This window comes from Bradyrhizobium sp. CCGUVB23 (assembly GCF_024199885.1).
In the GTDB taxonomy this organism is placed as follows: Bacteria; Pseudomonadota; Alphaproteobacteria; order Rhizobiales; family Xanthobacteraceae; genus Bradyrhizobium.
In genome coordinates, this window is the sequence record NZ_JANADQ010000001.1 from 9,181,919 (window position 1) to 9,205,937 (window position 24,019).

Consider the following 24,019-nt stretch of genomic DNA (forward strand, 5'->3'; position numbering starts at 1 on the left):
ACTGTAAGTCCCGGCATCAATCTCGGCGTCGAGCTCGATTATGTGGCTTACGACGGCAAGCCGCTTCGCATTCGCTTTCAGTTCACGGAGACTGGATAAATAGCAGCGTCGGCCTATAGACGTAGTCGGAAAGTGGCCTAGCGTCCCATAGTGCTCGCCGAGTGCCGAGTTCTGCTATCGGTCAAGATGCGAAGAACTCAACGTGAGCAAATCAAGTCTGCTATACCCCACAGACCGGACATCAACGAGGCGCGCGGCCACTTCGCTGATGGCCAACAGGCGACATCCGAAGCGGGGCGAATGCGGCTCTAGCCACAGCAGCCTCCCTTGCCGTGTTCTTGTATTGGCGGACATGGCACTGACCCGTATGAGCAGAACACGCAGCAGTCACCGGGCTTCGGCTTTAACCGTGTTCCGCAAGCCGGGCAGTCATAGAAGAACTGGCAGGCGTCGGTTGGCATGATCTCTGTGGCCTGATGACCGCATTTGGGGCAGGTCAGTATCGATTGCAATTGCATTTGCGCCTTGTAAGCGAAAAGGGCCAAGGACTGATGCTGGGGCCGTTCCGAAAGATAAACACCGACACCGACCCGAACTTCCGGTGAGGGTCAAATGTTGGTCTGTGCCTCAAAGCAGACGCAGGGTGTTTGTGAGTAGAGGCCCTAGTCGAGGCAGAGCCGCAGCGCCGCCGGCTTTAAGTACGGGATGCTGGCTTGCTTCCGACTACGATGCCTCTCTGTGACTCAGCGGAGTCCATGGGTAAGTATGTGTGGGGTCAAGGCTACCTCCCTTGCTCGTGGAGGGAAGGACTCCCGCCAGACTCCCGAAGGCGCGGGAGGGGCTGCTGCCGATCCGGCCCGTGGCGACGTTCGGGCATCTGCTGCAAAGGTTCTGACGTGATGATCTCCTCCCATGCGTGGCGAACCCCAAAAGGTCCATAGGAACCACGCGACGTCGCGTTTTGTCTCGCGGCACCCTTGCATTGGCGGATGGAGGTCAAGGGGCTTGCATAGCAAAACGCGTGTGCCCGCTGACTTCCGTTTCCAGAGCATAGCGGACATCACCGGAATTTCCGCTCGGCCAGCACAGTCGCGATTGACCCTGGCTGTGTGAAAACGCGAAGGATCAAAGCACGGCGAGAACTACATTCTTCAATTCGCTTCTTAAGTTGAGTGCGCTTTCGAGTTTGAGTGCTAGGACAGTCTTGGACGCATAACTTCTTCTATCACCACCAAGCGCCTCGGCGTTTTCGCACAGCCAAGACCCATACCGGAACTCACCTGAAGATCAGAAGCGAGGTGAAGAGAACTCGACGGCCGGCACAACTAATTGTGGAGCCACGTTCAATGCTCGAAGCAGAAAGTGATTTGCTGAGCTATTCTTGTCGGGTCGTAGGAGTACGCAATGTCGAAAGCAATTGCTGTCTTGGGTGCGTCCCGTGCGCCCATCACTCGGGATGAACCGGCGTTTAGGTCGTCCTTGGCTGGTCCTGTTGTGCGTCAACTGCGATCGACAGCTGGTCGTGAGGTTCGTCCAGTTCTTGCGGTTCGCGCCAAAGCAAGTAGGCGAACCAAAGGAGCCCCGGCGTCCATCCCAGCATCGCCCCAAAACACATCGCTTGTAAGGTCGACATGATGACTTACGGGCCGTCCCCGCCCTTTGCCGAAATGGGTTAAGTACCCTGAATCGTATTTGGTCCGATCACGGCGTAATCGTGACGGGGCATGTCGCGGCACGGCACTTTGTGTGGAAAATTTCGGCGGTGTGGAAAAGATTCGCGGCGCCGAAGCAGCACACCGCCCGGTGACCGGCCCCGGTGACCGGGCGGTCAAGACCACCTTCCGCGACATGCGCGACATGGGCTACCACGGCGTCCCGGTCTATTTCGCCGCACCACGAAGAACCGCAGTCATCCAGCGATGGAGCTGGAGTTGTAAAAGGAAAAACCCGCCGGCATTGGCGCCGACGGGATTTCATGTCCGGTCGCGGTAAGGAAGGGGCTTGGGCACGGAATCCCCCGCGACCTCGTCAGCATGCTCCTCAATCGTTGATGAACTATTGCCGGCTTAAGCGGACGAAGCAACTGTTGTACAACTTCCACGCGCTTATTCAAGATGGACGTTTCGCTTACGGCATCCTGGATTTCAAATTATTGGGCGTGGAGGCAGTTCAAATGCTGCGGCGCAATTTCATCAGAGGCGTGGGCTACACCACAATTGCGTGGCCGTTGATCGCGATGGCAGAACAATCATCTAGCAAGGTTTGGCGCATTGCACACATATATCCGGGAAAGTTGGATAATCCCCCGGACCGTGCCATGTACGATGCCTTTCGTGGGGGACTGCGAGAGCTCGGTTATATCGAAGGCAAGAACCTCATAATCGATCAGCGAAGCGCCGACGGGAAGCTTGAACGACTGCCTTCGTTCTTAACCGAGCTGATTGCTCTCCATCCCGATGTTATTGTTGCGATCACAACTCCTGCCATAGCGGCCGCCCAGAAGGCAACATCAACGATCCCCATCATCATGGCTCCGGCAACCGATCCAATCGGTTCTGGCTTCGTAAAGAGCCTTGCTCGGCCCGGAGGAGACATTACGGGCACGGCTAATATGGTTGGCGACGCCATCGGAAAGGGCGTTGAACTTCTCCACACTCTCCTGCCGTCCGCGCGACGTATTGCTGTGCTCATGTCCAACAATCCAACTCATCCGCAGCAATGTGAATTGGCCGAAACATCCATCAAAAGTTTGGGACTTGCGGCCGTTCGCGTCGTCGCACCTACTCCTGGTGATCTTGACCAGGCTTTTGAAACGATCAAGCAGGAGAACTGTGATGCCCTATTTGTACTTGCAGATGTGACACGGCCGACGATTGTAACGTTGGCCGCAAGATCAAGGATACCAGCAATCTACCAGTCAGGCCCTTACGTACCCTTGGGCGGACTAGCCAGCTACCACCCCAAGCTAGAGGCGATCTATGTTAAGGTGGCGCAATACTGCGATAGGGTTTTCAAGGGAGCGGACCCGGCTGAACTCCCCGTCGAGCAGCCGGTCATTTTCGAGCTGGCGGTAAACCTCAAAACTGCCGCCTCGCTTGGCCTAACTTTTCCGGACAGTATTATGGTTCGGGCTGACAAGGTCATCGAATGAAGTCACGATCACTTCCGGTTTTGGCCCTTCTGCGACTTCGTCCGATGTCCGCTTTTCGGCCGCTGTTGGAGGTTGAGCGGACATCGGTCGGCCAGACGCTTGATGAGCACACGCCCTAGTCGGTCACGGTGTCCTGTGGCGTCTCCGGCGTCTTCTGCGGGCCATTGACCTGCCACTGAGTATTTCCTCCAGAAGGAGTTAGAGTCCGGCCAGAAGAAGGACGGACAGATGAAGCGAGCAAGGTTCACGGAAGAGCAGATTATCGCGGTATTGAAGGAGCATGAGGCTGGGGCGAAGACGGCTGACCTGGCTCGCAAGCATGGGATCTCCGAAGCGACGATCTACAATTGGAAGGCCAAATTCGGTGGCATGGATGTTTCCGAGGCGAAGCGGCTGAGGGCCCTGGAAGAGGAGAACGCGAAGCTGAAGAAGCTTCTGGCTGAGCAGATGCTCGACGCGGCCGCCCTTCGCGAGCTGCTTTCAAAAAAATGGTAGGGCCCGCCGCCAAGCGCGCTGCGGTCGCGAGCCGTCATGAGCCTGTCGGAACGGCGGGCCTGCTCGATCGTGGGCGCGGATCGGAAGTTGATCCGTTATCGCTCCAGTCGCCCTGCGGACGGGGCTCTGCGCGGCCGGTTGCGCGATCTCGCCAAACGAGCGGCGGCGGTTCGGCTACCGCCGGCTATTCGTCCTGCTGCGACGGGAGGGAGAGCCCTCGGGGATCAATCGGATCTACCGGCTTTATCGCGAGGAAGGGCTCACCGTCCGCAAGCGGCGGGCTCGCCGCAAAGCTGTGGGGACCCGTGCCCCGATCCTGATCGAGGCGAGGCCCAACGCGCGCTGGTCGCTGGACTTCGTCCACGACCAGTTCGCCAACGGCCGGCGCTTCCGCATTCTCAACATCGTCGACGACGTCACTAAGGAATGCCTGGGCGCCATTCCGGAGACGTCGATCTCAGGACGGCGCGTCGCCCGCGAACTGACGGCAATTGTCGAGCGACGCGGCAAGCCAGGAATGATCGTGTCCGACCATGGCACCGAATTCACCTGCAACGCCATGCTCGCCTGGAGCAAGGACACGGTCATCGATTGGCACTTTATCGCGCCGGGAAAGCCGATGCAGAACGGCTTCATCGAGAGTTTTAATGGCCGGATGCGCGATGAACTGCTCAACGAGACCCTGTTCTTCGATCTGGATGACGCCCGCGCCAAGATCACCAGCTGGGTCGCCGACTACAATATCCGGCGGCCTCACTCGTCGCTGAAATACCTGACCCCCGCGGCCTATGCCGCCCACCTCACCGCAACGGACGATCGGCTGCGCAACCCCGACCAGCTCCGCCGATCGTCCGTTGCTCCACCCGCGCCACTTGGCGTACAAAACCCCGAGACTCTAACCGCTGCTGGATGAAAATTCAGTGGCAGGTCACCATGCCCATTCATTTCAAAACATTAATGCGACGGCCAGCGTCATGTAATGCTGGAGTTTGCATCAAGACATCATAAAGGCGCTTGGCATGAGCCTGAGTTTGTGAAAGCGACTGCAACGGGGCCCAGACCAGCCTCAATTGACACGAGGACGCTCGCGTGGGCTCTGTGAAGGAAAAAGCGTTGCGCGCGCGTGCACGCAAACTCGGTTACGCTATCCATAAGTCACGATCACGTTCGATCCACGAGGACAATCTCGGCAGATACGCGCTCGTCAAGGAGGATAGCAATCTCGTCGTGCTTGGCGAGCGCTTTGATGCATCGCTTGAAGAGATTGCTGAATACCTGGATTGAGACTACGACCGGATGCGACGGATAGACGACCATGTAGCACCGGTTCGCTCAGCGCAGTCCTTGGCGAGGCTGGTGTAACCTTACGAAGAAGAAATTGGACCTCTCAGGCTTCGGTGGCTAATGAGCCAAGCGTCGGTGAGGGCTGTGATGCCCTCGCCGAGGACGTAGAGTAACAGGTAAACTTGGCCCTCCCACCTTCCAAAATGGGTGCGGAGGGCCTTCTTTGACGAGCCGTGCTGAAGAAGCGAAGACCCGGCTGGCTGCTCGTAGTGTCGCTTGCATGGCGGCGCTCATCTTGTGCGCTGGGCGCTGCTTCTGCTTACGCCGCAACATCGCATCCGGTACTTCCGATAATGGCCCTTCGCGACGTATTGCAACGCCACACGTCCCCGGTCGCTCTCGGGCGATAGCGGAAATCGAGAGGCCGCGTCTATCGCGATAGGGTCACGCTCATGACCCTTGGCAGACAACAAGCTACTGATCAACGACCGGCAATTTGAGGCCGTCCTGGCCATTACATTGTGCTATACCAATTTGCGCCGGCACGACCCTGTCTTCAGCCCGGAAACGTTGCACCATGACCGATTATCCTAATCCGGCATGGACCGATGAAGGCCGCTTCCGCGGCTCCCTCGACGATGTGATTATCATCCCGCTTGTTTGTGTTGCACTCGTTGCAAACAAAATCCTGCATTTCATTATTTCCATCTTGATGCGGCTGCTCGACTACGCCTTCCCATTCGCAGTGCGGATTGTCTGGTTTCCGCTCTTTGCCGCCAAGCTTCTTGGTAATGTCGTCGTTGCTCTAATAAGCAGCACTTTCCGCTTCCTTCCCCTTTCCGAGGCAAAACGCCGACAGTGGCGCATGCGGATCCGCCGAAATTGGTCGTGGTTACGGCGGAGGATCAGCTATCGGGCGTTCGAACAAGCCGTGCATGATGCCTTTGAAAGCAGCATGGCATGGGTGTTCAGAAAATGCCGGCACCTCACGCCGAACACCGCATTGCTCGTGATACTGGGCGCGGTGCTTTGGCTTCCGATCTCTCTCGCGGCTGCAACGGTGATGCACGCGGTGCTGATTGCCAATGTCGCGTCTTGGCCTGCTTGGACGCAACTCTTGCATCCGGTTGCAACGATCATCGCCAAGAGCAAGCTTTTGGTGGTGCCGGTGTACCCGGCAGCCTGGCCACAGGCCAAGAAACATCCGTTCGTTCAGCTGGTATTCAGGATCTGTCGAGCCATCCAGCGCGTGCATGCGATCAGGAAGATTAGCTTTCGCTATCGGCAGGCGGAGGTCGCCAGCATCGCGGCGGTTGAGAGGCTCGAGCGCACCGCCGGCCTCGCATCGGCGGTATTGTGGCTGCGCAAGGCGCATGTCACCGAACACTTCGGCGTCGAGAAGCGCACTCGGAAATTGCGTTCGTTCTTCTCACGATGGTCTATCAAGTTCTCAGCCGAGTACTACGAAGCGAAGGAGCGGCAAGCCTCGGGCGTCCCATCATCATACGACAACAGCAAGCTGCGACCGCCGAGATGATGTCTGGTATTGGCCCTCATGCGAAGTCCGGTGTGGCTCTCAAATCGTCCGCTTATCGGTGAACACCGGAAGAAGCCGACTGACTTTCAGAACGACGCTTTTGACCCGGAGCCGACTTCCCGGATTTCCTACTCGGTTCTTGACTCCGATCCCTAGCCCTGTCATGTTGCGATGCACAATAGTATTTGCGACGCAATATAGGGGTGCGCCCTATGCGCGATTTACGTGAGGTTCTTGCCCCTCTTCAAGAATTTCGAAGCAAATTCGAAGGTCTTCTTGCAGCGGCCCGAAAGAAGGCGGCACGCGCGCCCGAACGCCCGACACGGCTGCGCGAACTGACCGGGTTTGGTGCAAATCCCGGCAACCTTCGTATGTTCACCTACGCTCCCAAAGACCTGCCACCCAAGGCGCCATTGCTGATCGCGCTCCATGGCTGCACCCAGACCGCCGCCGAGTATGACCACGGTACCGGCTGGTCGTCGATCGCCGACAGCCTCGGCTTCGCGGTCGTCTATCCGCAGCAGCAGGCCGCCAACAATCCGAAAAATTGTTTCTCGTGGTTCTTGCCGGATGATACCGCGCGCGGTCACGGCGAGGCGCTTTCGATCAGGGAGATGATCGAACATGCCATCGCGACATTTGCCGCTGACCGCCGAAAAGTCTTCGTGACCGGCCTCTCTGCCGGCGGCGCCATGGCTTCGGTTATGCTCGCAACATATCCGGAGGTTTTTGCTGGCGGCGCCATCATTGCCGGACTGCCCTATGGGTGCGCCAGCAACGTTCAACAAGCATTCGAGGCCATGTTCACCGAGCAGGGGCATGCTGCGCGGGCGCTTGGCGATCGCGTGCGGGCCGCATCTAGGCATCGCGGGCCGTGGCCGAAAATCTCAGTCTGGCATGGCACCAGCGATCCGATTGTAAGACCCTCCAACGGTGAAGACATCATTCGGCAATGGACCAACGTGCACGGGCTTTCGGAGAGACCCGCACGTCAAGAATTCATCAAGGGCTACGCGCACCGCGTATGGAGCAGCGCAAACGGTCAGGCATTGATCGAGGCGTTTTCTATCAGCGGCATGGCGCATGGCGTACCGCTCGCGACGACGACGAAGGAGAGTTGCGGCTCTGCCGGTGCATTTTTCCTCGATGTGGGAATCTCCTCTACGGATCACATCGCACGCTTCTTTTGCCTGCACGAGTCTCTGGTTGAAATGCCGCGCGTCGCGGCGCCGGTGTTAGCAACCATTGAGACTCCAACTGATCGCGGTGCTTTAGTCATCGCTGGAGCCGCCGCCGAGGGCGCGCACGGTTCGGCCGAAGCCTCGCTTGCAGAGGGTGAAGAGCGGCAGACCCGTTACCCGCTCGACCCCAACGCCGTGATCGCGGCGGCCTTCAAGGCCGCGGGTCTCCCGGTTCCGGAGGTTCCCACAGCGCCGCCCGGCACGCGACCGCGCGTTGCACCCGGCCCGATCATCGCGGCGGCCTTGAAGGCAGCTGGGCTGGTGCAGAGTTAATTCCGCCCAGCACTCGCCCTGACCGTGGGACGGTACAGTGGAGCGAACGGCCAGCGATGTCGCCTAGTGGCCCTTCTTGGACATGCGCGCCCTGCCGAACGTCCGCTTTGCGCCATAAGCTGCCCTCCCCGTCAAGCCACCTTTTGACCCTGGCTGTGTAAAAACGCGAAGGATTGAAACACGGCTAAAATTACATTCTGCAGTTTGTCATCTAAGTTGAAATCGCTTGCGAGCTTGAGCGCCAGAGCGGTCTTGGACGAATAACTTGTTCTATCGGGCTTAAGTGTCTTGGCCTTTTCACACAGCCAAGACCCATAGCGGTCCTAGCAAGCACCGGCGTCGTTAGCTTAAGCGCGTCCAACCACCATCTGGTTTAATCTTCTCTCACCTTGTGCAAGGCGCGAGTCATTCGAGCGCCCATGCGACACCGTCGCCAAGTGGAGCAATAGAGCTCCCTGACCAAGCTGTTCGACTAACCTACCGGAGCGTGGCTGCTCCCCCTCTGTCTGCGGTCTTTCCGCAGGATAGCGAAGCCGATGATCGATACCACCAATCACGGCCCAGGCCCGCGAGACGCTGAAGCGGGCTGCCAGGGTAGCCCCGCGCTGCGCGACGGAGGGCAGCGCCTGTGCGTTTCATATGGCCGGCAGCAAAAGCGCTTCCCGTGCCTCCGTGGGCTGCACGGCTCTCGCAGCTTCGTGATCACGCCGATGCGTTCGAGCAAGGCACGTCGTAGTACAATGACCTTGCCTCGAAGAGGAGCCCGGCCATGAAGAAGATCGTGATCGTTACGACCTTTGCTGCCGTTACTCTTACCGCCTATCCGGCGGCGGCATGCGACTGGAACCGTCAGGCAAGCGCTAAAGATCCCGTTGTCGCCGCCACCGCCACTTCCACAACTGTTGGACAGGCCTCACAAGGCGCTGCGGCCCAGCCCACGAGTGTCACTTCCGATGAGGGCAATCGCAAACCCCTCCAAGAATCGGCGCCGGTTGTTTTGATCACTGACCGCCACTAGGCGCGCCTGCGAGTCTCGCGACGGTGCGGTCGACGAGCGATCAACTGGGCCTGCGGTCGCCGGCTTCGTGATGTTCGTCGCCACCAGTCCGATCATCAGCCCCGTCGGAAGGGCTGACGCTGCAATTCGCCTCTGCGACTTCAGGGCTGCTGGTCTGGATCAGGAAAAGCTGCTTCCGCATCTCAGTAAGGCGCGCACGGCAAAACTCACGGTATAGAAAATCGAAAATGGCGGGCATGATCGAGCCCTCCGTCGCTCGAATAAGCGCCGCACCACGACAATGGCGCGCGCTGTGAACTAGATCACAGGCAGGCGCCTGTATTCCGGGCTGTTCTGGTCACTTGTGCGTGCGAGGTGGGCGCGCTGTTGACGGGATGCGCGTCGACGGGTCGCTCCGGCGGCTCGTTGTGCGCAGCCGGACGGGTCATCGCCGCGAAGACGCTGATCCCGATGAGAGTTCTGTCGCTGTCACCGTCTCTTGGAACTTGCCAATGCCTTCTCCTAAAGGCGGGTCAGGTCAGCGATCCCGGCGCGAAGCAGGATGTGGTCTTTGTGCCGGCTTGTCCCTCGCTGCATCACCACACCGCGGTGCCGGTCGGGTTTGTGCCTGGACAGCACCTTGTAGGACTCGATCTGGTGGGCGTCCGGGGTGCCGGGGCTGATCGTCACCGAGCCGTCGGAATTGAGCACATAGTCACCGTAGTAGCGGTGACCGTCGGCATCGTTGCAGCACCACCCGCCGAGCGCGTTGTGCTGCGAGCTAAACCACTCGCTGATCTCGGGCGAGTTGCCCTCGCAGGGACCGCCCTTGGCGTGCGAATCTGTGACCATGACGGCGATCAGCATCATCAGCGCGATCGCGATGACCATGAACAAGCGGTTACGGTTCTCGTTGAAAATACTTCCAAACCTCTGGGTAATGACGGCGGACATCTTCGCCTGCGAGCTGCGCCAAACCACAATCGGCTCGGCCTGAGTGCGGGAGCCGGGATGAAGCGACGCGAGTTCTTAGGTGCGAGGGCAGCTCCATTTCTCCTTCGTTCCGCCCAGCATGCTCAGCGACCCTGCTCAGGGTCCAACTGTGGACCTTGCGCGCGGAACGACGTCGCAGAGTTACCCGAGGTCGCCGCCGGCGACTGGCAAGATATTGCCTGTGACATAACTTGCTTCATCCGACGCCAAGAACAGGATTGGCGCGACCTGCTCGTCGATCGAGCCGTATCGCCCGAGGAAGCTAGATTTCTTAACCTGCTTGACGACCTCGTTCATCCATTTCTTTTCTTCAGCCGTATCGCCGTCGGCGTTGCGCGGCACTCGCCTCGGCGGCGCCTCTGTGCCGCCGGGAGCCGTCGCGACAACGCGTATGTTGCCCGACGCATACTCCATCGCCAAGCTTTGAGTGATCGCGTTGATTCCGCCCTTTGCGGCCGAGTATGGCACCCGGTGAATGCCGCGCGTCGCGTTCGATGAGACGTTCACTATCGTACCCCTGCCTCGCCGGGTGAGGTGCGGAATCACGGCGTGACAGCACCACAAGGTGGGCATTAAGGAGCGCCGAATCTCTGCCTCGATCTGCTGCGGCTCGAACCGATGGTATGGTCGCATCCGGATTGCGCCGCCGACGTTGTTGATGAGGATGTCGATTGCGCCGAAGTGTCTGATGGCCTCGGCCATGGCGGCTCCAGCACCGTCGTGGGTTTCGAGATCGCATACGAAGCCGCGGCCTCCGACACCTGCTTCCGAGGCGACATCATCGACGAAGTCCGCACGATCGACGAACAGGACGTTGCCGCCCTCGGCCGCGGCCCGCAGTGCCACGGCGCGTCCGATCCCCTGAGCGGCGCCGGTCACGACCAGCGTCTTTCCGGCAAAGCGGCCTTCGAAGATCATGCTGCCACCGCTTCGCTCGCGGAAAACTTCTCGTAGAAGAAATGCGAGGGGCTCACCCTCTTTTCCGTGAAGAACACCCGCACCGCCTCCACCATCGGCGGCGGACCGCACAGATAGACGTCGCAGTCGCCGTCGTTGAGATGCTCGTCCGCCAGATGCGCCGTGACATATCCCTTCAGCGGATGGGCGCTATCCGGGTTGGCGACGCAGGTCGCCCAGGTGAGCGTCGGGAGTCGCTTGGCCAGCGCTTCGATCCGATCGATCTCGACCAGATCGCCATCATTGGTGACGCCGTAGATCAGATGCACTGGCTGGTCGGTGCCTTGGTCGGCGAGGACCTCGAGCATCGACAGGATCGGCGCGAGGCCCGTGCCGCCGGCGAGCATCACGACCGGACGGTCGACCGCGCGCAGGAAGAAGCTTCCTTGCGGACCGACAAACGTCATCCTGGTGCCGGCCTTGGCCTCGCTCGCGAGCCAGCCGCTCATCAGACCGCCCGGCACGTTGCGGATCAGGAAGCTCGCTTCACTCGCCCCCACCTTCGAACTGAACGAGTAGGAACGATGCTCGCTCGTCCCGGGCACCGTGAGGTTCACATACTGGCCAGGCAGGTATCCCAGCGCGTCCGGTCTGTCGAGCTTGAGCTTGAGGATGATCGTGCTGTCCGAGACGAGTTCGACCGAGCTCACCTCGGCGCCATGTTCAGCGGGCTTTACCTTGCAGGCGGTGGACGGAACCGGCACGGCGATAACGCAATCCGAGGACGGCACCATCTGGCAGGTCAGCACCAGTCCCTCCTCGGCCTCGGCTCCATTCAGGGCGTCGTCGAGATATTCGTCGCCGAGATCGTATTCACCCTGCTCGCAGCGGCATTTGCAGGTGCCGCAAACGCCATCCGAACAGTCCATCGGCAGGTTGATCTTGTTGCGATAGGCCGCGTCCAGGACCTTCTCGCCCTCGTTGCATTCGACGAAACGGGTGGCCCCGTCCTCGAAATTGAGTGCTACGCGATAAGTCATGTCTTACTCTCCGGCGATCCCGACGGGCGGCGTCAGATGTGATAGATGTCGATGACCTGGTGGATGTAGTCGCTCTTGAGTACGACCTTCTTGGCCAGGATCCGCAGTTCCTCACCGCGCGTATCCAGCGTGTAGAAGGCGGCGCCGAAGAAGCAGTCGGTCTTCTTGTAGCGGTGGCTGAGCGTGTGCCAGTTGAAGCGCAGGTCTAGCTCGCCGTCGCGCTCCTCCACGATTTCGACATTCGAGACATTGTGGCTGGTACGCGGCTCCGGCGTGCTCGCGCCGGAGCGCTCGGTCTTGATCCGGAAGACACGGTCTTCCAGACCCTCCCGGTTGGGATAGTAGATGAGAGAGATATGCTGCTGCGGGTCCTCGACGAGTTGGTCGTCGTCGTCCCACGCCGGCATCCAGAAACTGGCCTTGGGCGAATAGAGCTTGATCCATTCGTCCCACTGCCGGTCATCGAGCAGCCGCGCCTCGCGAAACAGGAAGGAGCGGACTTGTTCGAGATCGAATTTGCTGGTGGGCACGAGCGTGCTGGCGGTCGCGATGCTCATGCTGCCTCTCCCCGCAACGCAACGACGCCGGCTGCTTCGCCGCCGTTTCGCAGGATCGCCTGGCGCAACGACTTGGCCCAGAACTCATGCTGGCGCACGAACAGGCCTTCGTCCTCGCTGCGTTCGCTGCTCAGCAGCGGCTCGAGGCCGATAGCCCTGGCGTTCTCATCCGGGCCGTCGATCCAATGGACGGCGCCCCGGCTGAGGTCGTTCCAGAGTTCGCCGGCGCCGACATAGGCGGTCTGACAAGCACGGAATTCTTCCAGATCGTCCGGCGTGCCCATGCCGGAGACGTTGAAGAAGTCCTCGTATTGCCGGATGCGGGTCGCTCGTTCCTTGGCGTCCTCTCCTTTGGGCGCGAAGCAGTAGATGGTCACCTCGGTCTCGTTGACGCTGATCGGCCGCACCACGCGGATCTGCGTCGAGAACTGGTCCATGAGGTAGACGTTTGGATAGATTCCGAGATTGCGGGTCTGGCCGATAATGAAGCCGGCGCGATCCTTGCCGAGACGCGCTTCGAGTTCGTCCTTGTGATTGAAGACGGGCCGGACTTCGGGGTTGAGCAGATTGGTCCAGAGCAGGATGTGTCCGTTCTCGAAGCCGTAGACGCCGCCCACGCTCTTGGACCAGCCGTTGGCGTCGACCGTCTTGGTGCCCTCGTTCTCGTAGTTGCGATGGCCCATGGTTGCCGAGTAATTCCAGTGCACGGAGCTCACGTGATATCCGTCGGCACCGTTCTCCATCTGGAGCTTCCAGTTGCCGTCGTAGATGTAGGAGGAATTGCCTCGCAGCACCTCGATGCCGTTGGGCGCTCCGTCGACGATCTGGTCGATCACGGCGTTCGCGCCGCCGAGATGCTCCTCGAGAGAAACGACGTCCGGATTGAGGCTGCCGAACAGAAACCCGCGATAGCTCTCGAACCGCGGCACCTTCGCCAGGTCGTGCGAGCCCTGGGTGTTGAACGAGGCCGGATAGTCGCCAGTCTTGCCGTCCTTCACCTTGAGCAGCTTGCCCGAATTGCTGAAGGTCCAGCCGTGGAATGGACAGGTGAAGCTGCCCTTGTTGCCGTGCTTTCGCCGACAGAGCATCGCGCCGCGATGGGCGCAGGCGTTGATCATTGCATGCAATTCGCCTGCCTTGTCGCGGGTGATCATGATCGGCTTGCGGCCGATCCAGGCACTGAAATAGTCATTGTTCTCAGGGATCTGGCTCTCATGCGCCAGGAACACCCAGTTGCCCTCGAAGATGTGCTCCATCTCGAGCTCGTACATCTCGACATCGGTGAATATGTCGCGGCGGCACCGGAACAACCCGTTCGCCTTGTCTTCGACCACCGCGCCGTCGATGCGCTCCAAGAGTGTCGTCATCGCTTCCTCTCCTCTTCCTATTTGTTGCCGGGTCGGGTCCTCGCCGGAACTCAGGCCGCCTCAGCGCGCTGTCGGGTGGAAAAGTGCTCGTCGGCACCATCGGCGGCGCGCTGGAGCTGGAAGTCAAAATTGATGTAGGCGCTGTCGCCCTGGCGCTGTGGGACCGGCAGCAGACCGTCGCGGGTGGCGAAGGCGAAATCGTCGGCGGCATGCGGGTCGTCGCCGAAGTTGATCTGCGTCGTCAGTTTCCGATAGCCGGGCGCTTCGATGAAGAAGTGGACGTGCGCCGGACGATGACCGTGACGGCCGATCGCCTTCATCAGCGTGTCGGTCGCGCCGCCGGGCGGCACTGAATAGCCGTTCGGCATCTTGGAGTGGAACGAGTATTTTCCGTCGGCGCCGAGCTTGATGCGCGCGCGGTTGTTGAACGGCGTCTGTTCACGGGTTGGGTCGAAGTGCGAGTACCATCCCTCTGAGTTGGCGTGCCAGACGTGCAGGATCGCGTCCTTGACCGGCTCGCCATCCGGACCGGTAACGCGACCCCTCATGTACAGGCTGCCAGTCTCGTCCGGATCCTTCGTCAGATTAACATCGCCCTCCTCGAGCGGCGCACCCGCCACGTAAAGCGGTCCCTCGATGGTACGCGGCGTGCCGCCCGTGCGGCCGGCTTCCGCATCCTTCGCATCCATAAACAGATCCAGGAAGTGCTCGAGGCCCGTGCCCGGCACCAGCAAGCCGAATTCCGGCGCGCCCTTCTGCAGGAAGTTGATGGCGCCCCAGAACTCGTCCTCGCTGATGTCGTGCCGGACGATGATCTCGGCAGCGGCCTCGACGATGTCGCGGACAATGGCCTTCAGACGCGCATCTCCGCTCGGCTGATTGAAGCCCGCAGCCTTGTCGAGCAGTGCCTGGACGTTCGCAGTCTTCACGAAGCTCGTATCCATGTCGTCTCTCCCTTGGTTTTAAGTCCGGCATACGGACGTTCGTCGTTCGGAATATTTTCAGCGCTCGTCGTCGTGGGTTGAAGACGGATGCCTACAGAGCGGCGTCACCTTCATCTCCATGAAGGGATAGAGCGGCAGGCTCGTCAGGATGTCGTGAAGTTCGGCGTTGCTCTCGACATCAAAGATGCTGACGTTCGCGTAGTGGCCGACGACGCGCCAGATGTGGCGCCACTTGCCGGCACGCCGGAGCTCCTGAAACCGATCTTTCTCGCGAGCCTTGAGGCGGGCGGCTTCATCCTTGTTAAAGTCCATCGGGATACGGACGTTCATCTCAACCATCGAAAGCATGTGTCACGCTCCCTTCGCCGCGACGACATGCAAGGTCGGCGCGGTGCGGTCCCGACGAAACCGGGCGATCTTGTCCTCGTCGAGCGCGATCCCGAGACCGGGCCCCGTCGGCACACCCAGCGAGAAGTCGGCGTAGTCCAGCGGCTCGGCCAAAATCTCCTCCGTGAGCAGCAGCGGACCGAACAGCTCAGTGCCCCAAGCGAGCCTGGGAAACGTCGCAAAGAGATGGGCGGAAGCTGCGGTGCCGACACCCGCCTCGAGCATCGTGCCGCCGTAGAGACCGATCCCTGAGGCATCGGCGATGGCCGCGACGTCGCGACCGGCATGCAGTCCGCCCGACTGGGCGATCTTCACGGCGAACACGCGGGCGGCGGCGCTGGCGGCAACACGGAACGCGTCGCGGGGACCATGTAGCGCCTCGTCGGCCATCAGCGGGATGCCGTGCCGCGCGGACAGACGCGCCATGGTGGCAAGCGCGTCGCGGGCGACCGGCTGTTCGACCAGGTCGCAGCCGGCGTCTTCCAGCATTTTCATGCCGGCGTCGGCCTGTGCCTCGTCCCAACCCTGGTTGACGTCGACGCGGACGCTGCCCCGGCTTCCGATCGCTTTCTTGATCGCCGCAACATGCGCGACATCATCGGCCACGCTGCGCTTGCCGATCTTCAGCTTGAAGATCGAATGCCGCCTGGCCTCGATCATCGCCTCGGCTTCCTCGATGTCGCGCGCGGTATTTCCACTCGCGAGCGTCCAGGCCACCGCCAGGCGGTCGCGCACGCGTCCCCCGCCGATCAGTTCGGAGACGGGCACGCCGAGCCGCTTGCCGGCGGCATCAAGCAGCGCGGTCTCGATCGCGCACTTGGCGATATGGTTGCCGACGACGCTGCGACCGATCCTCGACATTGTCTCGGCGACGCGGGACACTTCACAGGTCTTCAGGACCGGCGCGATATAGGTATCGATTGCGAGCTTGATGCCTTCCGGGCTTTCTTCGCCGTAGCTCAGACCACCGATCGTGGTGCCTTCGCCGATCCCGATGACACCGTCTGAGCATGTGATCCGGACCAGAACGACGGCCTGGCTGCGCATCGTGGCCATCGCCAGGACGTGAGGCCTTATCGTTGGCACATCGACTATAAAGGTATCGATCTGGGTAGCTTTGCTCGTCACCGGCGCATCCTCGAATTCGTATTTCTTGGCCGAAAACTAGATATATGCGGCATCGATGGCAAAGACCGATTGGGTCCAGTATTATACCTGTGCGGTATACGTCTCTCAGATGGGACAATGGTCAGCTCTGCTTTTCCGTACGTTCGACGATGAGTATCGGTGCGTCGTCCGCCGCCAGGAACCGTGGATAACCGCCCCGCCGATCGGTCACCCTCTCGAAAAGCAAGGCGACCGTCTCGCTGGAGCCAATGGCTGAGGGTCGCTTTCTTTCTCTACGTCAGGTATCCCATGTGCACTCGGTTGGCCCGACCGGCGATTGTTAGCCCGTTGAGACATGTTAACCATTGTTCTGATTGCCGGCCCTGGAGCCGACCTGCATCGCGATCGTGCTTCTATCTTCAGGTCAGAGATGGCTCGCAGAGTTCGAGCCGCGTCGAATTCACTGCGGGCGGCTGCGGTTAAGCACCTAGGATCGATTATCGGCTTTCAGGCCCTCACGCCGATCTACAGATTTTGGGCGCTGGCCGCTCCAATTGCGGTTCGATCCACAGGCGCGAAGCCTCGGATTTCCTTGAGTATGGTGCAGGCGCAGTGGCCGCACTTCGCCGTGCAGCCGAGCAAGGCGTAGACGCGACTGACCCGCGGGCATGGTGCGACGCTTGCGATCGCGGACCTAATCTCGACCTCGCTGAGGACGTTGCAACTGCAAACGATCACGGCGCATTCCTGACTGAAGAAACTGCTAGGATCGCAATGGGAGGCAATCCTGGCGAGACTGCCGGCCGCTACGATGGTGAATGAAGCGAGACCACCCTAGGCCGTAGCCTTCGATCGAAACAGGACCGCCTCAGTCTATATTCATACCTGCGGGGTATAGTGCACGCCGAATTCCACCTCCTCATCGGAGGGACACGTCGGGTACGATGTCGCTCGACGGCCAAGCACAGCCCGCGCTTCGGCAGGCATCGCCGGCCTACATCCATGCTTCGGCGGTGTCGGATGCGAGCCGATCCTTGCCGATCCCAATGTTGTCCTCCAGACCGTTCCGGACCGCGTCGGCGCTCCGTTGCAACGCCCAATCCACGACGAGAGACTGATGGTGATCGATCCGGTCGGCCATCCACGTGGCGCCGGGAATGACGCGCCTCGTTTCCGCGACCGGGAGGGTTTGCCCGGATCAGCTTGAAGCGAAGGATCGATTGTGTCTATTTCAATACTCGAGAGGTATGGACGCGATTGAGGGCTGTTCCCATGGAACTCCGTCACCTGCGCTACTTCACCACCGTGGCAGCGGAGGGCTCCTTCAGTCGCGCCGCTGAGAAACTCCACATCGCGCAACCACCGTTGAGCCGCCAAGTACAGCAGCTCGAGGACGAACTGGGCGTGCGTCTGCTCGATCGTGGCCGACCGCTTACGTTGACAGAGCCCGGACGATATCTGTTCGAACAGGGACGCCAGATCCTGCAGCGCATTGACGAGATGCGTGCGATGACCAAGCGGATCGCCAAAGGCACGGTATTGCAGTTCAACATCGGCTTTGTCGCATCCACCCTCTACGACGCTCTTCCGGAACTGATCCGCCGCTTCCGCATCATCATGCCCGGCGCAGAGGTCAATCTTCTGGAGATGACGACGCTCGAGCAGGTCGCAGCATTAAAGGACGGTCGTATCGATGTAGGTTTCGGTCGACTGAGATTCGACGATGAGGCGATCGTCCGTAGCGTCATCCGTGAAGAACGCGTCTGCCTTGTGGTACCGCGCCGGCACAAATTGGCGGCCAAGAAGGGGAAGTTGCGGCTGCGCGCAACCGCTGACGAACCGCTTATCGTCTATCCCAAGTCGCCGCGGCCAAGCTACGCCGATCAGGTTCTTTCATTCTACCGCGATGCAGGTATTGAGCCGAGGGTCGCGATGGAGGCGAAGGAGTTGCAGACCGCGCTCGGTCTTGTCGCCTCTGGTGGCGGGGTCTGCATCGTGCCTGCCTCCGTGAGGCGCTTCGGGCGCGACGACGTATGCTTTATCGACCTCGATGAGCCGAAGATGATTTCGCCGATCATCATGAGTTATCGCAAGAATGACGCGTCAATGCTGCTCACGCAACTGATCAAGCTAGTCCGCGAATTCGATAAATGGGATGCATCTACCGGTCACCCTGCCTCCGGTTCGTCTGATTGATCGCGATGCCGCGCCTGCGCCGAGGATTCAAGCTCGACGCAGATATCATTCATTGCCAGATAAGCCTCTCAAGGAGCGGCGCGTCACCGTAGCTACAAGCGAGCCCCTGCCCCTCCCTACTCCGGTTAAGAAGTTGATTCAACACAATCACTTAGCTATCGCGGTTTGGAGGAGCCCCGTGCGATCACGGCCATTGGTCGAGATGCTTCTCGCTCCAGTGAACCAGTTCGTTGCCGCTCCCTCGCCTCACGACGTCCTGCCATTCTGCACGCCATAGTGCGCTTGGATACTCTGTTAGTGGAAGGGAAGTGGAATGCCGACTTCCACCGCATTAAGCTCGGCCACAACTTTGGTCAGTCGCTGAATATGAAAATAACTGGGAACAGCCCCCACCAAAACTACGCTGTGCTGCGCGATTGCACTCGGCCTCACTACTCCCACTCAATCATTTAGGACAACACTATCGCGTTGATTTGCAAGCGCAATGCGTCAAAGCTGGCAGTCAGATCCCGACCGTATATCCGTGCTAACGTTTTGATCTTGAATTCACAGGAAAATTCATGCTGCTCGGAGCAATGGCTCCTTCGGCAAGTATCGGAGTCAATCGACTAGGTGGACGCGAGTGCTTGGCCGTAAGGGTCACCGCCACACTCGCGCCTTTGCTTCCGATACCGTCAATGATCGGGAAAACCGTGGTTGGCTTGTGAGGTGATAGCTCGCACCGCTCACCGGGCCACTCCGTCCCTGGACACCTCGGTCCGCTTTGCGCCAACAGCTTCACCTCTATTCGATTGGCGGAATGGTGCGCAACCAGGCAACGAGGGTGTTGAGATTCTGCTCAGTCATCTTGCTAACTGGAATCTGGAAAGTCTCATCGGTGTCCGGACAGGCAAAGCCTTTTGGGGTTGGCGCGATCCGGAAGCACCAGGCAGTTCCGGGCTTCTACTCATCGTCCAGAGCAAGCCTCGACCGCTGCGAACGGGGACGACAATTGCATGTTTCCGCTTTTCGGAGCGTGTTTTGGGTGTCACCATGCTCGTGAAAGGACGGGAGGGCCGCCATGCGCTGGTGTGTCTCGGTCGGGGCGGTGCTTGTTGCGGGGGCGATGGTCGGAGGTGACGTTGCTGGCATTGCCGCGCCGACCCTGAACTCTCGATTCGCCGACACCAACCACATTGTACAGCCCGTCAATGTCGAGCTCGTTATCGCCGTCGACATCTCCTATTCGATGGATATGGACGAACTTGCCATTCAGCGCGAGGGCTATGCACTGGCCATCGTCTCGAAAGACTTCCTTCAGGCACTGAGGGCCGTTCCGGGCAGCAAGGTGGCCGTGACCTATTTCGAGTGGTCGATGTCGGGCGACGAGAAGATCATCGTTCCCTGGAGCATGATCGACGGCCCGGAATCGGCGGATGCAGTAGCCGCCGAGATCATGAAAGCGCCGGTTCGCCGAGGTTCGAGTACCTCGATTTCCGGCGCGATTAATTTCGCACTGCAGCTGTTCAAAGTGAGTCCCTATCGCGGGTTGCGGCGCGTCATCGATGTCTCCGGCGATGGGCCGAACAACGATGGATCCCCCGTAACCGGCGCGCGTGACGCTGCCTTGGAGAAAGGGATCATTATCAATGGCCTCCCGATCATGGTGAAGGAGCCATCCCTCTCGACGACCGATATCGAGAATCTCGATCTCTATTACGAGGACTGCGTGATCGGGGGGCCGGGCGCCTTCATCATGACGATCAAAGATCGCGAAAAATTCCAGGAAGCGATCCGGACCAAGCTTGTTCGCGAAGTTGCGGACCTCACGCCAGAGCGCGGGGTCGTCCCAGCCGCCGAGAAAGAGCCTCGGGTGCCCTGTCTGATCGGCGAAAGAAAATCGCAGGAGCGCGGCCGGCGGTGAGTGTCGAGACAATCATTCAGAGCCGCCGGACGAACAAACTTTAGACAGCAATTATCCTGGTCGCCGCCCCACGCGCCGGAGCATTGGAGGATAACGTCCGTCGTGGCCCACACCGACGAACTCCCGCGCTCGTCCAAATGGGTTAAGGGTCGACCGGAAATGGCTGACGTATGGCCAAAACGACGCGACTGGCGAGCAGGTCTTGGAAACTGTGCCCCAGCAGACCGTCGTCAGCATATATTGGGCACAAGGAGATGCGATATGGCAACAGCAGCTACCCAAGTCGTTTTTGATACGCCGGCGGCGGTGTTCCAGCTTCCGGCCACCGACGGCAAGACTTACGCACTAGACGACGTTGCGGGCGCAAAAGGCACAGTCGTCGTCTTCATCTGCAACCATTGTCCCTATGTTAAAGCGGTGATCGACCGCATGGTTTCGGACGCCCGCGTGCTGATGTCGGAGAGCATTGGCTTTGCGGCCATTTGCTCAAACGATGCGGCGAGCTATCCCGAAGACTCATTTGAGAATATGAAGCGTTTCGCGAAGGCTCATGATTTCCCGTTTCCATACCTCCACGACGAGACCCAGAAAGTCGCTCGGGCGTATGGGGCGGTCTGTACGCCGGACTTCTTCGGCTACAATGCCGACCGCAAGCTCAAGTATCGCGGCCGGCTCGACGAAGGGCGCACAACTCCGCCTCACGCGGGGGCGCCCCGAGAGCTTGTCGAGGCCATGCGCGCGATTGCGACCACAGGTCTGGCGCCGGCTGACCAAAAGGCGTCTATTGGCTGCTCGATCAAATGGAAGGACAAATGAAGTCGATCAAGGCGTTGGGTGAAAATCAAGAAACCGCAAACATCCGGCGATGGTGCGGATGATGGACGCGTTTCGAGCGCCTGCGGGATCCCGACGCCGTATGGAGTCGGCAATTCCAGAACCTCGACCTCGACCCGAGCTACCTCAACGGGTTGGCTCTGGTCCGGTTCGGCTTGAAGCAAGCGGAAGGGTGCCACTTCAATCATAACCCCAGTCCTAGCTTGCGGACGAACGACCAGTCGACGCCGCCCCCGGGCATGACGACGCCGGAAATATGCCGGCCGATGTGCGGCTCGAGGGTATCGCGCCAGGGGACCAGACTGAAACCAAGACCGTCGTCGATCATCGCAAAACGACCGCTGGAGAGCTGAGCGGAGCCGACGAGCTGGCCGGCTATGGTGTCGCCGACGGAAGCGGGCTGCCATCGCAAGCCGCGCTCGGCGGCGAGCGCCTTGCCGGCTCGTTCGATGTCTCTGGTCTCCAGCCGCTGGATCAAGTCCTTTGGGGCCCGGAGATGGCCGTTGCCGAGGTCGGTCACGTGCCCCGCGTCGACTAACGCTCGCGTGCGCTTGTCCAGCGCTGCTTTCACCTCCTGCCCGAACCCATCGCCCGCGAGCGCGACACGCTGGCGGGACATCAGCTCGTGGTCGAGCCACGTCGCTCCGTCATGGCCGATCTGCTGGTCAAGGCCGTTCGGAGACAGGATGCTGATACGGATATTGGCACGGTCCCGTGCGAGATCGTAGGCCTGGCCGCGCTCGGGAAGATCGGCGGGGACGCGCCAGTGATCCGCATCAATCCGCTCGGCATGACCGGCCCGGCGGAGCGCCTCCAGCCGGCGAACATGGGAGCGGACAAACGCCTCAGGGTCGCCGCCGATGCGATCGATCGCAGCACGCGCCCGTTCCAGATGCTCGGACGGTCGATAGATGCCTTCTCGTCCAGCCACGTCCATGATGTCGCGATCTGCCGCCCGTGGCCCGGGAGGGGCTGAGCCGGCCGCGACGATCATGCCCCGACCGACGTCCTCGGCGCGGGCGGCATCCATCTCGATGTGATGCACGCGCCCATCCACTCCGTCGATCACCAGCCTGACCCGCTCGCCCATCTCGTCGCCGCCAAGCCCTTTGTCGAGGACACGGCCGACAATGCGCTCGGTCACATTTTCTCGGTGAAGGACATAGCGAGCCGGATGGCGGTCGTCCCCCAGCCCCTCGCGCTCCAGTGCGCGGTGCATGGTCTTGATGATGTCGCCGCGTTCGCCGAGCTCCCGCAGCGCCGGCTCGGCCTTGGGCGATACGACCCATTGGCCGGTCTCGACCTCGCTCGCCAGTCCCATGCGCTCCAGCTTGCGAGCCCGCTCGATCAGCAGGGCACGGTTTTGGCGAAAGGTGTCCCGCATGTCTCGGTCAGGGCGAAGATCGGTGAACTCCTTTCCCTGCTGCTCCGCGATCAGCATGCGGTCAAGTTGGGTGAAGCGGTCGGCGTCCACCTCCCGCTCGAGCTGCTTTGCCACCTCAAGCTCGGTTTGGCGACCCAGTTCCCGCGTAACGATCTCGCTGGCACGTTCACGAATGCCGTAGGCGATGTAGTCGCCGGCGATGTTGAGGATCTTGCCGTCATCGGTGACGCCCCGAACGAGGATATGGGTGTGCGGGTGGCCGGTGTTGTGATGGTCAACCGCGATCCAGTCGAGCTTAGTCCCGAGGTCGGCTTCCATCTGCTTCATCAGATTGCGGGTGGTCTCGCGCGGATCGGCCAGCTCCACGCCTTCCTCGGCGGAAACGATGAAGCGGAACTGATGCCGGTCCTCACGGCCCCTGTCGAGGAAGGCGCGGCCATCCTCTATGTCATGCTCCGCCGAATAGACCTGGCCTTTCTCGCCGTCCTTTGTCACGCCATCTCGCTCGAGATAGCGAAGGTGGTCGTCGACCGCTTTGGCGCTGACGAACCCTCGTCCCCGCATTGCGCCGCGCTGTGGGTTGAGTTTGACGATCCGGCCCTTCACTGCTACACGCCGCGCCCGTGTGCGCACCCCGCTCGCGTCCCCGCTCCAAGCGCTTCGATCCTTCAGCGTCAGCGCTACTGCGGCGCCGCGGCCGCGCGCGTTGAACCGACTGCTTCCCTTCCCGGGCTGGGTCATGCGATTGGGATCGCCGCCGGCTCGACGTATGGCCTGCTGGATCTCACCGAGGAAACTGGCCGGGCGTCGGCGCATCGCGCCTGTCCGGCGCGTGCGCGTCTCTACACGACCACGATCCCGAACTTTGCCGGGAAGGATGCGAAAGTCATCTTCGTTCCTCGCCATGAGCTGACGATCGAAGGTCGAAAAACGCCGCACAAGAGCGCAATACGCTCACCGCGCAGGAGCGTAGAAAAAAGCGCATCCGCGTAACTGCTGCGGTCTGTCTATCGTCGCACATTGCGTGCGATGGCGCTCGGACCATTGCGAAGAAACGAGAAAGTGTCGGAAGCGGCCCCGCTGCACCTTACTGCTCGACCAGCGAGCTCGACAATAACAATGTGCAGACAAAACCTTAGGAACGAAGTTCCTGTAGCGAGGCAGCTCGCTTTATCTTGCCTTCCTAATCGGGCGGGCAAAGTCAACTCATTCCTACGCTTTTCTTCGACTCTTCGAACTTCAGCCACTACCGACTCCCTGCACCAACGACGCGCAACTTCACCACAGCCGCGTACGCGACGTGCATTCACCAGGCGGGGTCCATGCGTTCCTTCGCGTTCAGCACTTCGGCCGTCGCATGCTCTTCATCAGGTTCGTAAACAGGGCTGTCCAAGCAGTCCGGCGCGCTCGTCCCCGAAGGGCGGTAGCCGGC

General features: G+C 60.4%; 22 protein-coding genes and 1 pseudogene. 11 read left to right on the forward strand and 12 right to left on the reverse strand.

Annotated features, from left to right (window positions below; all coding sequences use genetic code 11):
• Positions 1-308: 308 nt before the first annotated feature.
• The gene (locus NLN62_RS43140; RefSeq protein WP_084801414.1) at positions 309-518 is read right to left on the reverse strand and encodes a GDCCVxC domain-containing (seleno)protein; all 210 of its coding nucleotides are present in this window, start codon (positions 516-518) and stop codon (positions 309-311) included.
• 1,228 nt (positions 519-1,746) lie between these two features.
• Here NLN62_RS43140 and NLN62_RS43145 point away from each other — a divergent pair.
• The 7 genes and pseudogenes from NLN62_RS43145 (at position 1,747) to NLN62_RS43175 (ending at position 8,999) form a co-directional block, all read left to right on the forward strand.
• Positions 1,747-1,992 carry a hypothetical protein gene (locus NLN62_RS43145; protein ID WP_156944235.1) on the forward strand — a complete coding sequence of 82 codons (246 nt, stop codon included), beginning with the start codon at positions 1,747-1,749 and terminating at the stop codon, positions 1,990-1,992.
• A gap of 94 nt (positions 1,993-2,086) precedes the next feature.
• Positions 2,087-3,151 (forward strand): ABC transporter substrate-binding protein, encoded by a 1,065-nt coding sequence (locus NLN62_RS43150; protein WP_254112723.1) that lies wholly within the window; start codon positions 2,087-2,089, stop codon positions 3,149-3,151.
• A 228-nt stretch (positions 3,152-3,379) separates the two neighbouring features.
• Positions 3,380-4,559: pseudogene (locus NLN62_RS43155) on the forward strand (IS3 family transposase).
• A 176-nt stretch (positions 4,560-4,735) separates the two neighbouring features.
• Entirely contained in the window at positions 4,736-4,930 is a 195-nt protein-coding gene (locus NLN62_RS43160) for a hypothetical protein (RefSeq protein WP_156944234.1), read from the forward strand.
• Between the two features lie 577 nt (positions 4,931-5,507).
• The gene (locus NLN62_RS43165) at positions 5,508-6,467 is read left to right on the forward strand and encodes a hypothetical protein (protein ID WP_254112725.1); all 960 of its coding nucleotides are present in this window, start codon (positions 5,508-5,510) and stop codon (positions 6,465-6,467) included.
• A gap of 212 nt (positions 6,468-6,679) precedes the next feature.
• A complete protein-coding gene (locus NLN62_RS43170; RefSeq protein ID WP_254112727.1) occupies positions 6,680-7,981 on the forward strand; it encodes a PHB depolymerase family esterase in 1,302 nt (433 codons plus the stop codon).
• Positions 7,982-8,750: 769 nt separating this feature from the next.
• Positions 8,751-8,999, forward strand: coding sequence for a hypothetical protein (locus NLN62_RS43175; protein ID WP_254112729.1), 249 nt, complete (start codon positions 8,751-8,753; stop codon positions 8,997-8,999).
• Positions 9,000-9,039: 40 nt separating this feature from the next.
• Here NLN62_RS43175 and NLN62_RS43180 read toward each other — a convergent pair whose 3' ends face one another.
• From NLN62_RS43180 to NLN62_RS43225, 10 genes are all read right to left on the reverse strand, one after another.
• Complete coding sequence (locus NLN62_RS43180; protein ID WP_084801729.1) at positions 9,040-9,237, reverse strand: hypothetical protein; 198 nt, start codon at positions 9,235-9,237, stop codon at positions 9,040-9,042.
• Between the two features lie 263 nt (positions 9,238-9,500).
• Complete coding sequence (locus tag NLN62_RS43185) at positions 9,501-9,932, reverse strand: hypothetical protein (RefSeq protein ID WP_035664459.1); 432 nt, start codon at positions 9,930-9,932, stop codon at positions 9,501-9,503.
• A 180-nt stretch (positions 9,933-10,112) separates the two neighbouring features.
• Positions 10,113-10,889 (reverse strand): benzoate diol dehydrogenase BenD, encoded by a 777-nt coding sequence (benD, locus tag NLN62_RS43190; RefSeq protein ID WP_254112731.1) that lies wholly within the window; start codon positions 10,887-10,889, stop codon positions 10,113-10,115.
• Positions 10,886-11,908 (reverse strand): benzoate 1,2-dioxygenase electron transfer component BenC, encoded by a 1,023-nt coding sequence (gene benC / locus NLN62_RS43195; protein WP_027526956.1) that lies wholly within the window; start codon positions 11,906-11,908, stop codon positions 10,886-10,888. The genes benD and benC overlap by 4 nt, the downstream gene beginning before the upstream one ends.
• A 32-nt stretch (positions 11,909-11,940) precedes the next feature.
• Entirely contained in the window at positions 11,941-12,465 is a 525-nt protein-coding gene (benB, locus tag NLN62_RS43200; protein ID WP_254112733.1) for a benzoate 1,2-dioxygenase small subunit, read from the reverse strand.
• Complete coding sequence (locus NLN62_RS43205; protein ID WP_027526958.1) at positions 12,462-13,832, reverse strand: Rieske 2Fe-2S domain-containing protein; 1,371 nt, start codon at positions 13,830-13,832, stop codon at positions 12,462-12,464. Before NLN62_RS43205 ends, benB begins: the two co-directional genes overlap by 4 nt.
• Positions 13,833-13,882: 50 nt before the next feature.
• A complete protein-coding gene (locus tag NLN62_RS43210; RefSeq protein ID WP_027526959.1) occupies positions 13,883-14,776 on the reverse strand; it encodes a dioxygenase in 894 nt (297 codons plus the stop codon).
• Positions 14,777-14,833: 57 nt separating this feature from the next.
• On the reverse strand, positions 14,834-15,124 hold the full coding sequence (catC, locus tag NLN62_RS43215) for a muconolactone Delta-isomerase (RefSeq protein WP_027526960.1): 291 nt from the start codon (positions 15,122-15,124) through the stop codon (positions 14,834-14,836).
• A 3-nt stretch (positions 15,125-15,127) separates the two neighbouring features.
• Entirely contained in the window at positions 15,128-16,291 is a 1,164-nt protein-coding gene (locus tag NLN62_RS43220; protein ID WP_027526961.1) for a muconate/chloromuconate family cycloisomerase, read from the reverse strand.
• 973 nt (positions 16,292-17,264) lie between these two features.
• Positions 17,265-17,411, reverse strand: coding sequence for a hypothetical protein (locus NLN62_RS43225; RefSeq protein ID WP_156944736.1), 147 nt, complete (start codon positions 17,409-17,411; stop codon positions 17,265-17,267).
• A gap of 131 nt (positions 17,412-17,542) precedes the next feature.
• Here NLN62_RS43225 and NLN62_RS43230 point away from each other — a divergent pair, with 131 nt between their 5' ends.
• The 3 genes from NLN62_RS43230 (at position 17,543) to NLN62_RS43240 (ending at position 21,185) form a co-directional block, all read left to right on the forward strand.
• Positions 17,543-18,466, forward strand: a complete 924-nt coding sequence (locus tag NLN62_RS43230; RefSeq protein ID WP_035664462.1) for a LysR family transcriptional regulator — start codon at positions 17,543-17,545, stop codon at positions 18,464-18,466.
• Between the two features lie 1,060 nt (positions 18,467-19,526).
• Positions 19,527-20,369 (forward strand): DUF1194 domain-containing protein, encoded by an 843-nt coding sequence (locus NLN62_RS43235; RefSeq protein WP_254112735.1) that lies wholly within the window; start codon positions 19,527-19,529, stop codon positions 20,367-20,369.
• A 261-nt stretch (positions 20,370-20,630) separates the two neighbouring features.
• Positions 20,631-21,185 carry a thioredoxin family protein gene (locus NLN62_RS43240; RefSeq protein WP_254112737.1) on the forward strand — a complete coding sequence of 185 codons (555 nt, stop codon included), beginning with the start codon at positions 20,631-20,633 and terminating at the stop codon, positions 21,183-21,185.
• A 202-nt stretch (positions 21,186-21,387) separates the two neighbouring features.
• Here NLN62_RS43240 and NLN62_RS43245 read toward each other — a convergent pair whose 3' ends face one another.
• Positions 21,388-22,953 carry a DUF3363 domain-containing protein gene (locus NLN62_RS43245; protein WP_254112739.1) on the reverse strand — a complete coding sequence of 522 codons (1,566 nt, stop codon included), beginning with the start codon at positions 22,951-22,953 and terminating at the stop codon, positions 21,388-21,390.
• A 33-nt stretch (positions 22,954-22,986) separates the two neighbouring features.
• Here NLN62_RS43245 and NLN62_RS43250 point away from each other — a divergent pair, with 33 nt between their 5' ends.
• On the forward strand, positions 22,987-23,580 hold the full coding sequence (locus tag NLN62_RS43250; protein WP_254112741.1) for a hypothetical protein: 594 nt from the start codon (positions 22,987-22,989) through the stop codon (positions 23,578-23,580).
• Positions 23,581-24,019 lie beyond the last annotated feature (439 nt).

What these genes read in the sequence shown, in the direction of transcription:
- NLN62_RS43140 (WP_084801414.1), bottom strand. Translation starts at nt 518, where the DNA reads ATGCAATTGCAATCGATACTGACCTGCCCCAAATGCGGTCATCAGGCC.
- NLN62_RS43165 (WP_254112725.1), top strand. Translation starts at nt 5,508, where the DNA reads ATGACCGATTATCCTAATCCGGCATGGACCGATGAAGGCCGCTTCCGC.
- NLN62_RS43170 (WP_254112727.1), top strand. Translation starts at nt 6,680, where the DNA reads ATGCGCGATTTACGTGAGGTTCTTGCCCCTCTTCAAGAATTTCGAAGC.
- NLN62_RS43175 (WP_254112729.1), top strand. Translation starts at nt 8,751, where the DNA reads ATGAAGAAGATCGTGATCGTTACGACCTTTGCTGCCGTTACTCTTACC.
- NLN62_RS43180 (WP_084801729.1), bottom strand. Translation starts at nt 9,237, where the DNA reads ATGCCCGCCATTTTCGATTTTCTATACCGTGAGTTTTGCCGTGCGCGC.
- NLN62_RS43185 (WP_035664459.1), bottom strand. Translation starts at nt 9,932, where the DNA reads ATGTCCGCCGTCATTACCCAGAGGTTTGGAAGTATTTTCAACGAGAAC.
- benD (WP_254112731.1), bottom strand. Translation starts at nt 10,889, where the DNA reads ATGATCTTCGAAGGCCGCTTTGCCGGAAAGACGCTGGTCGTGACCGGC.
- benC (WP_027526956.1), bottom strand. Translation starts at nt 11,908, where the DNA reads ATGACTTATCGCGTAGCACTCAATTTCGAGGACGGGGCCACCCGTTTC.
- benB (WP_254112733.1), bottom strand. Translation starts at nt 12,465, where the DNA reads ATGAGCATCGCGACCGCCAGCACGCTCGTGCCCACCAGCAAATTCGAT.
- NLN62_RS43205 (WP_027526958.1), bottom strand. Translation starts at nt 13,832, where the DNA reads ATGACGACACTCTTGGAGCGCATCGACGGCGCGGTGGTCGAAGACAAG.
- NLN62_RS43210 (WP_027526959.1), bottom strand. Translation starts at nt 14,776, where the DNA reads ATGGATACGAGCTTCGTGAAGACTGCGAACGTCCAGGCACTGCTCGAC.
- catC (WP_027526960.1), bottom strand. Translation starts at nt 15,124, where the DNA reads ATGCTTTCGATGGTTGAGATGAACGTCCGTATCCCGATGGACTTTAAC.
- NLN62_RS43225 (WP_156944736.1), bottom strand. Translation starts at nt 17,411, where the DNA reads ATGGCCGACCGGATCGATCACCATCAGTCTCTCGTCGTGGATTGGGCG.
- NLN62_RS43230 (WP_035664462.1), top strand. Translation starts at nt 17,543, where the DNA reads ATGGAACTCCGTCACCTGCGCTACTTCACCACCGTGGCAGCGGAGGGC.
- NLN62_RS43235 (WP_254112735.1), top strand. Translation starts at nt 19,527, where the DNA reads ATGCGCTGGTGTGTCTCGGTCGGGGCGGTGCTTGTTGCGGGGGCGATG.
- NLN62_RS43240 (WP_254112737.1), top strand. Translation starts at nt 20,631, where the DNA reads ATGGCAACAGCAGCTACCCAAGTCGTTTTTGATACGCCGGCGGCGGTG.
- NLN62_RS43250 (WP_254112741.1), top strand. Translation starts at nt 22,987, where the DNA reads ATGCCGGTCCTCACGGCCCCTGTCGAGGAAGGCGCGGCCATCCTCTAT.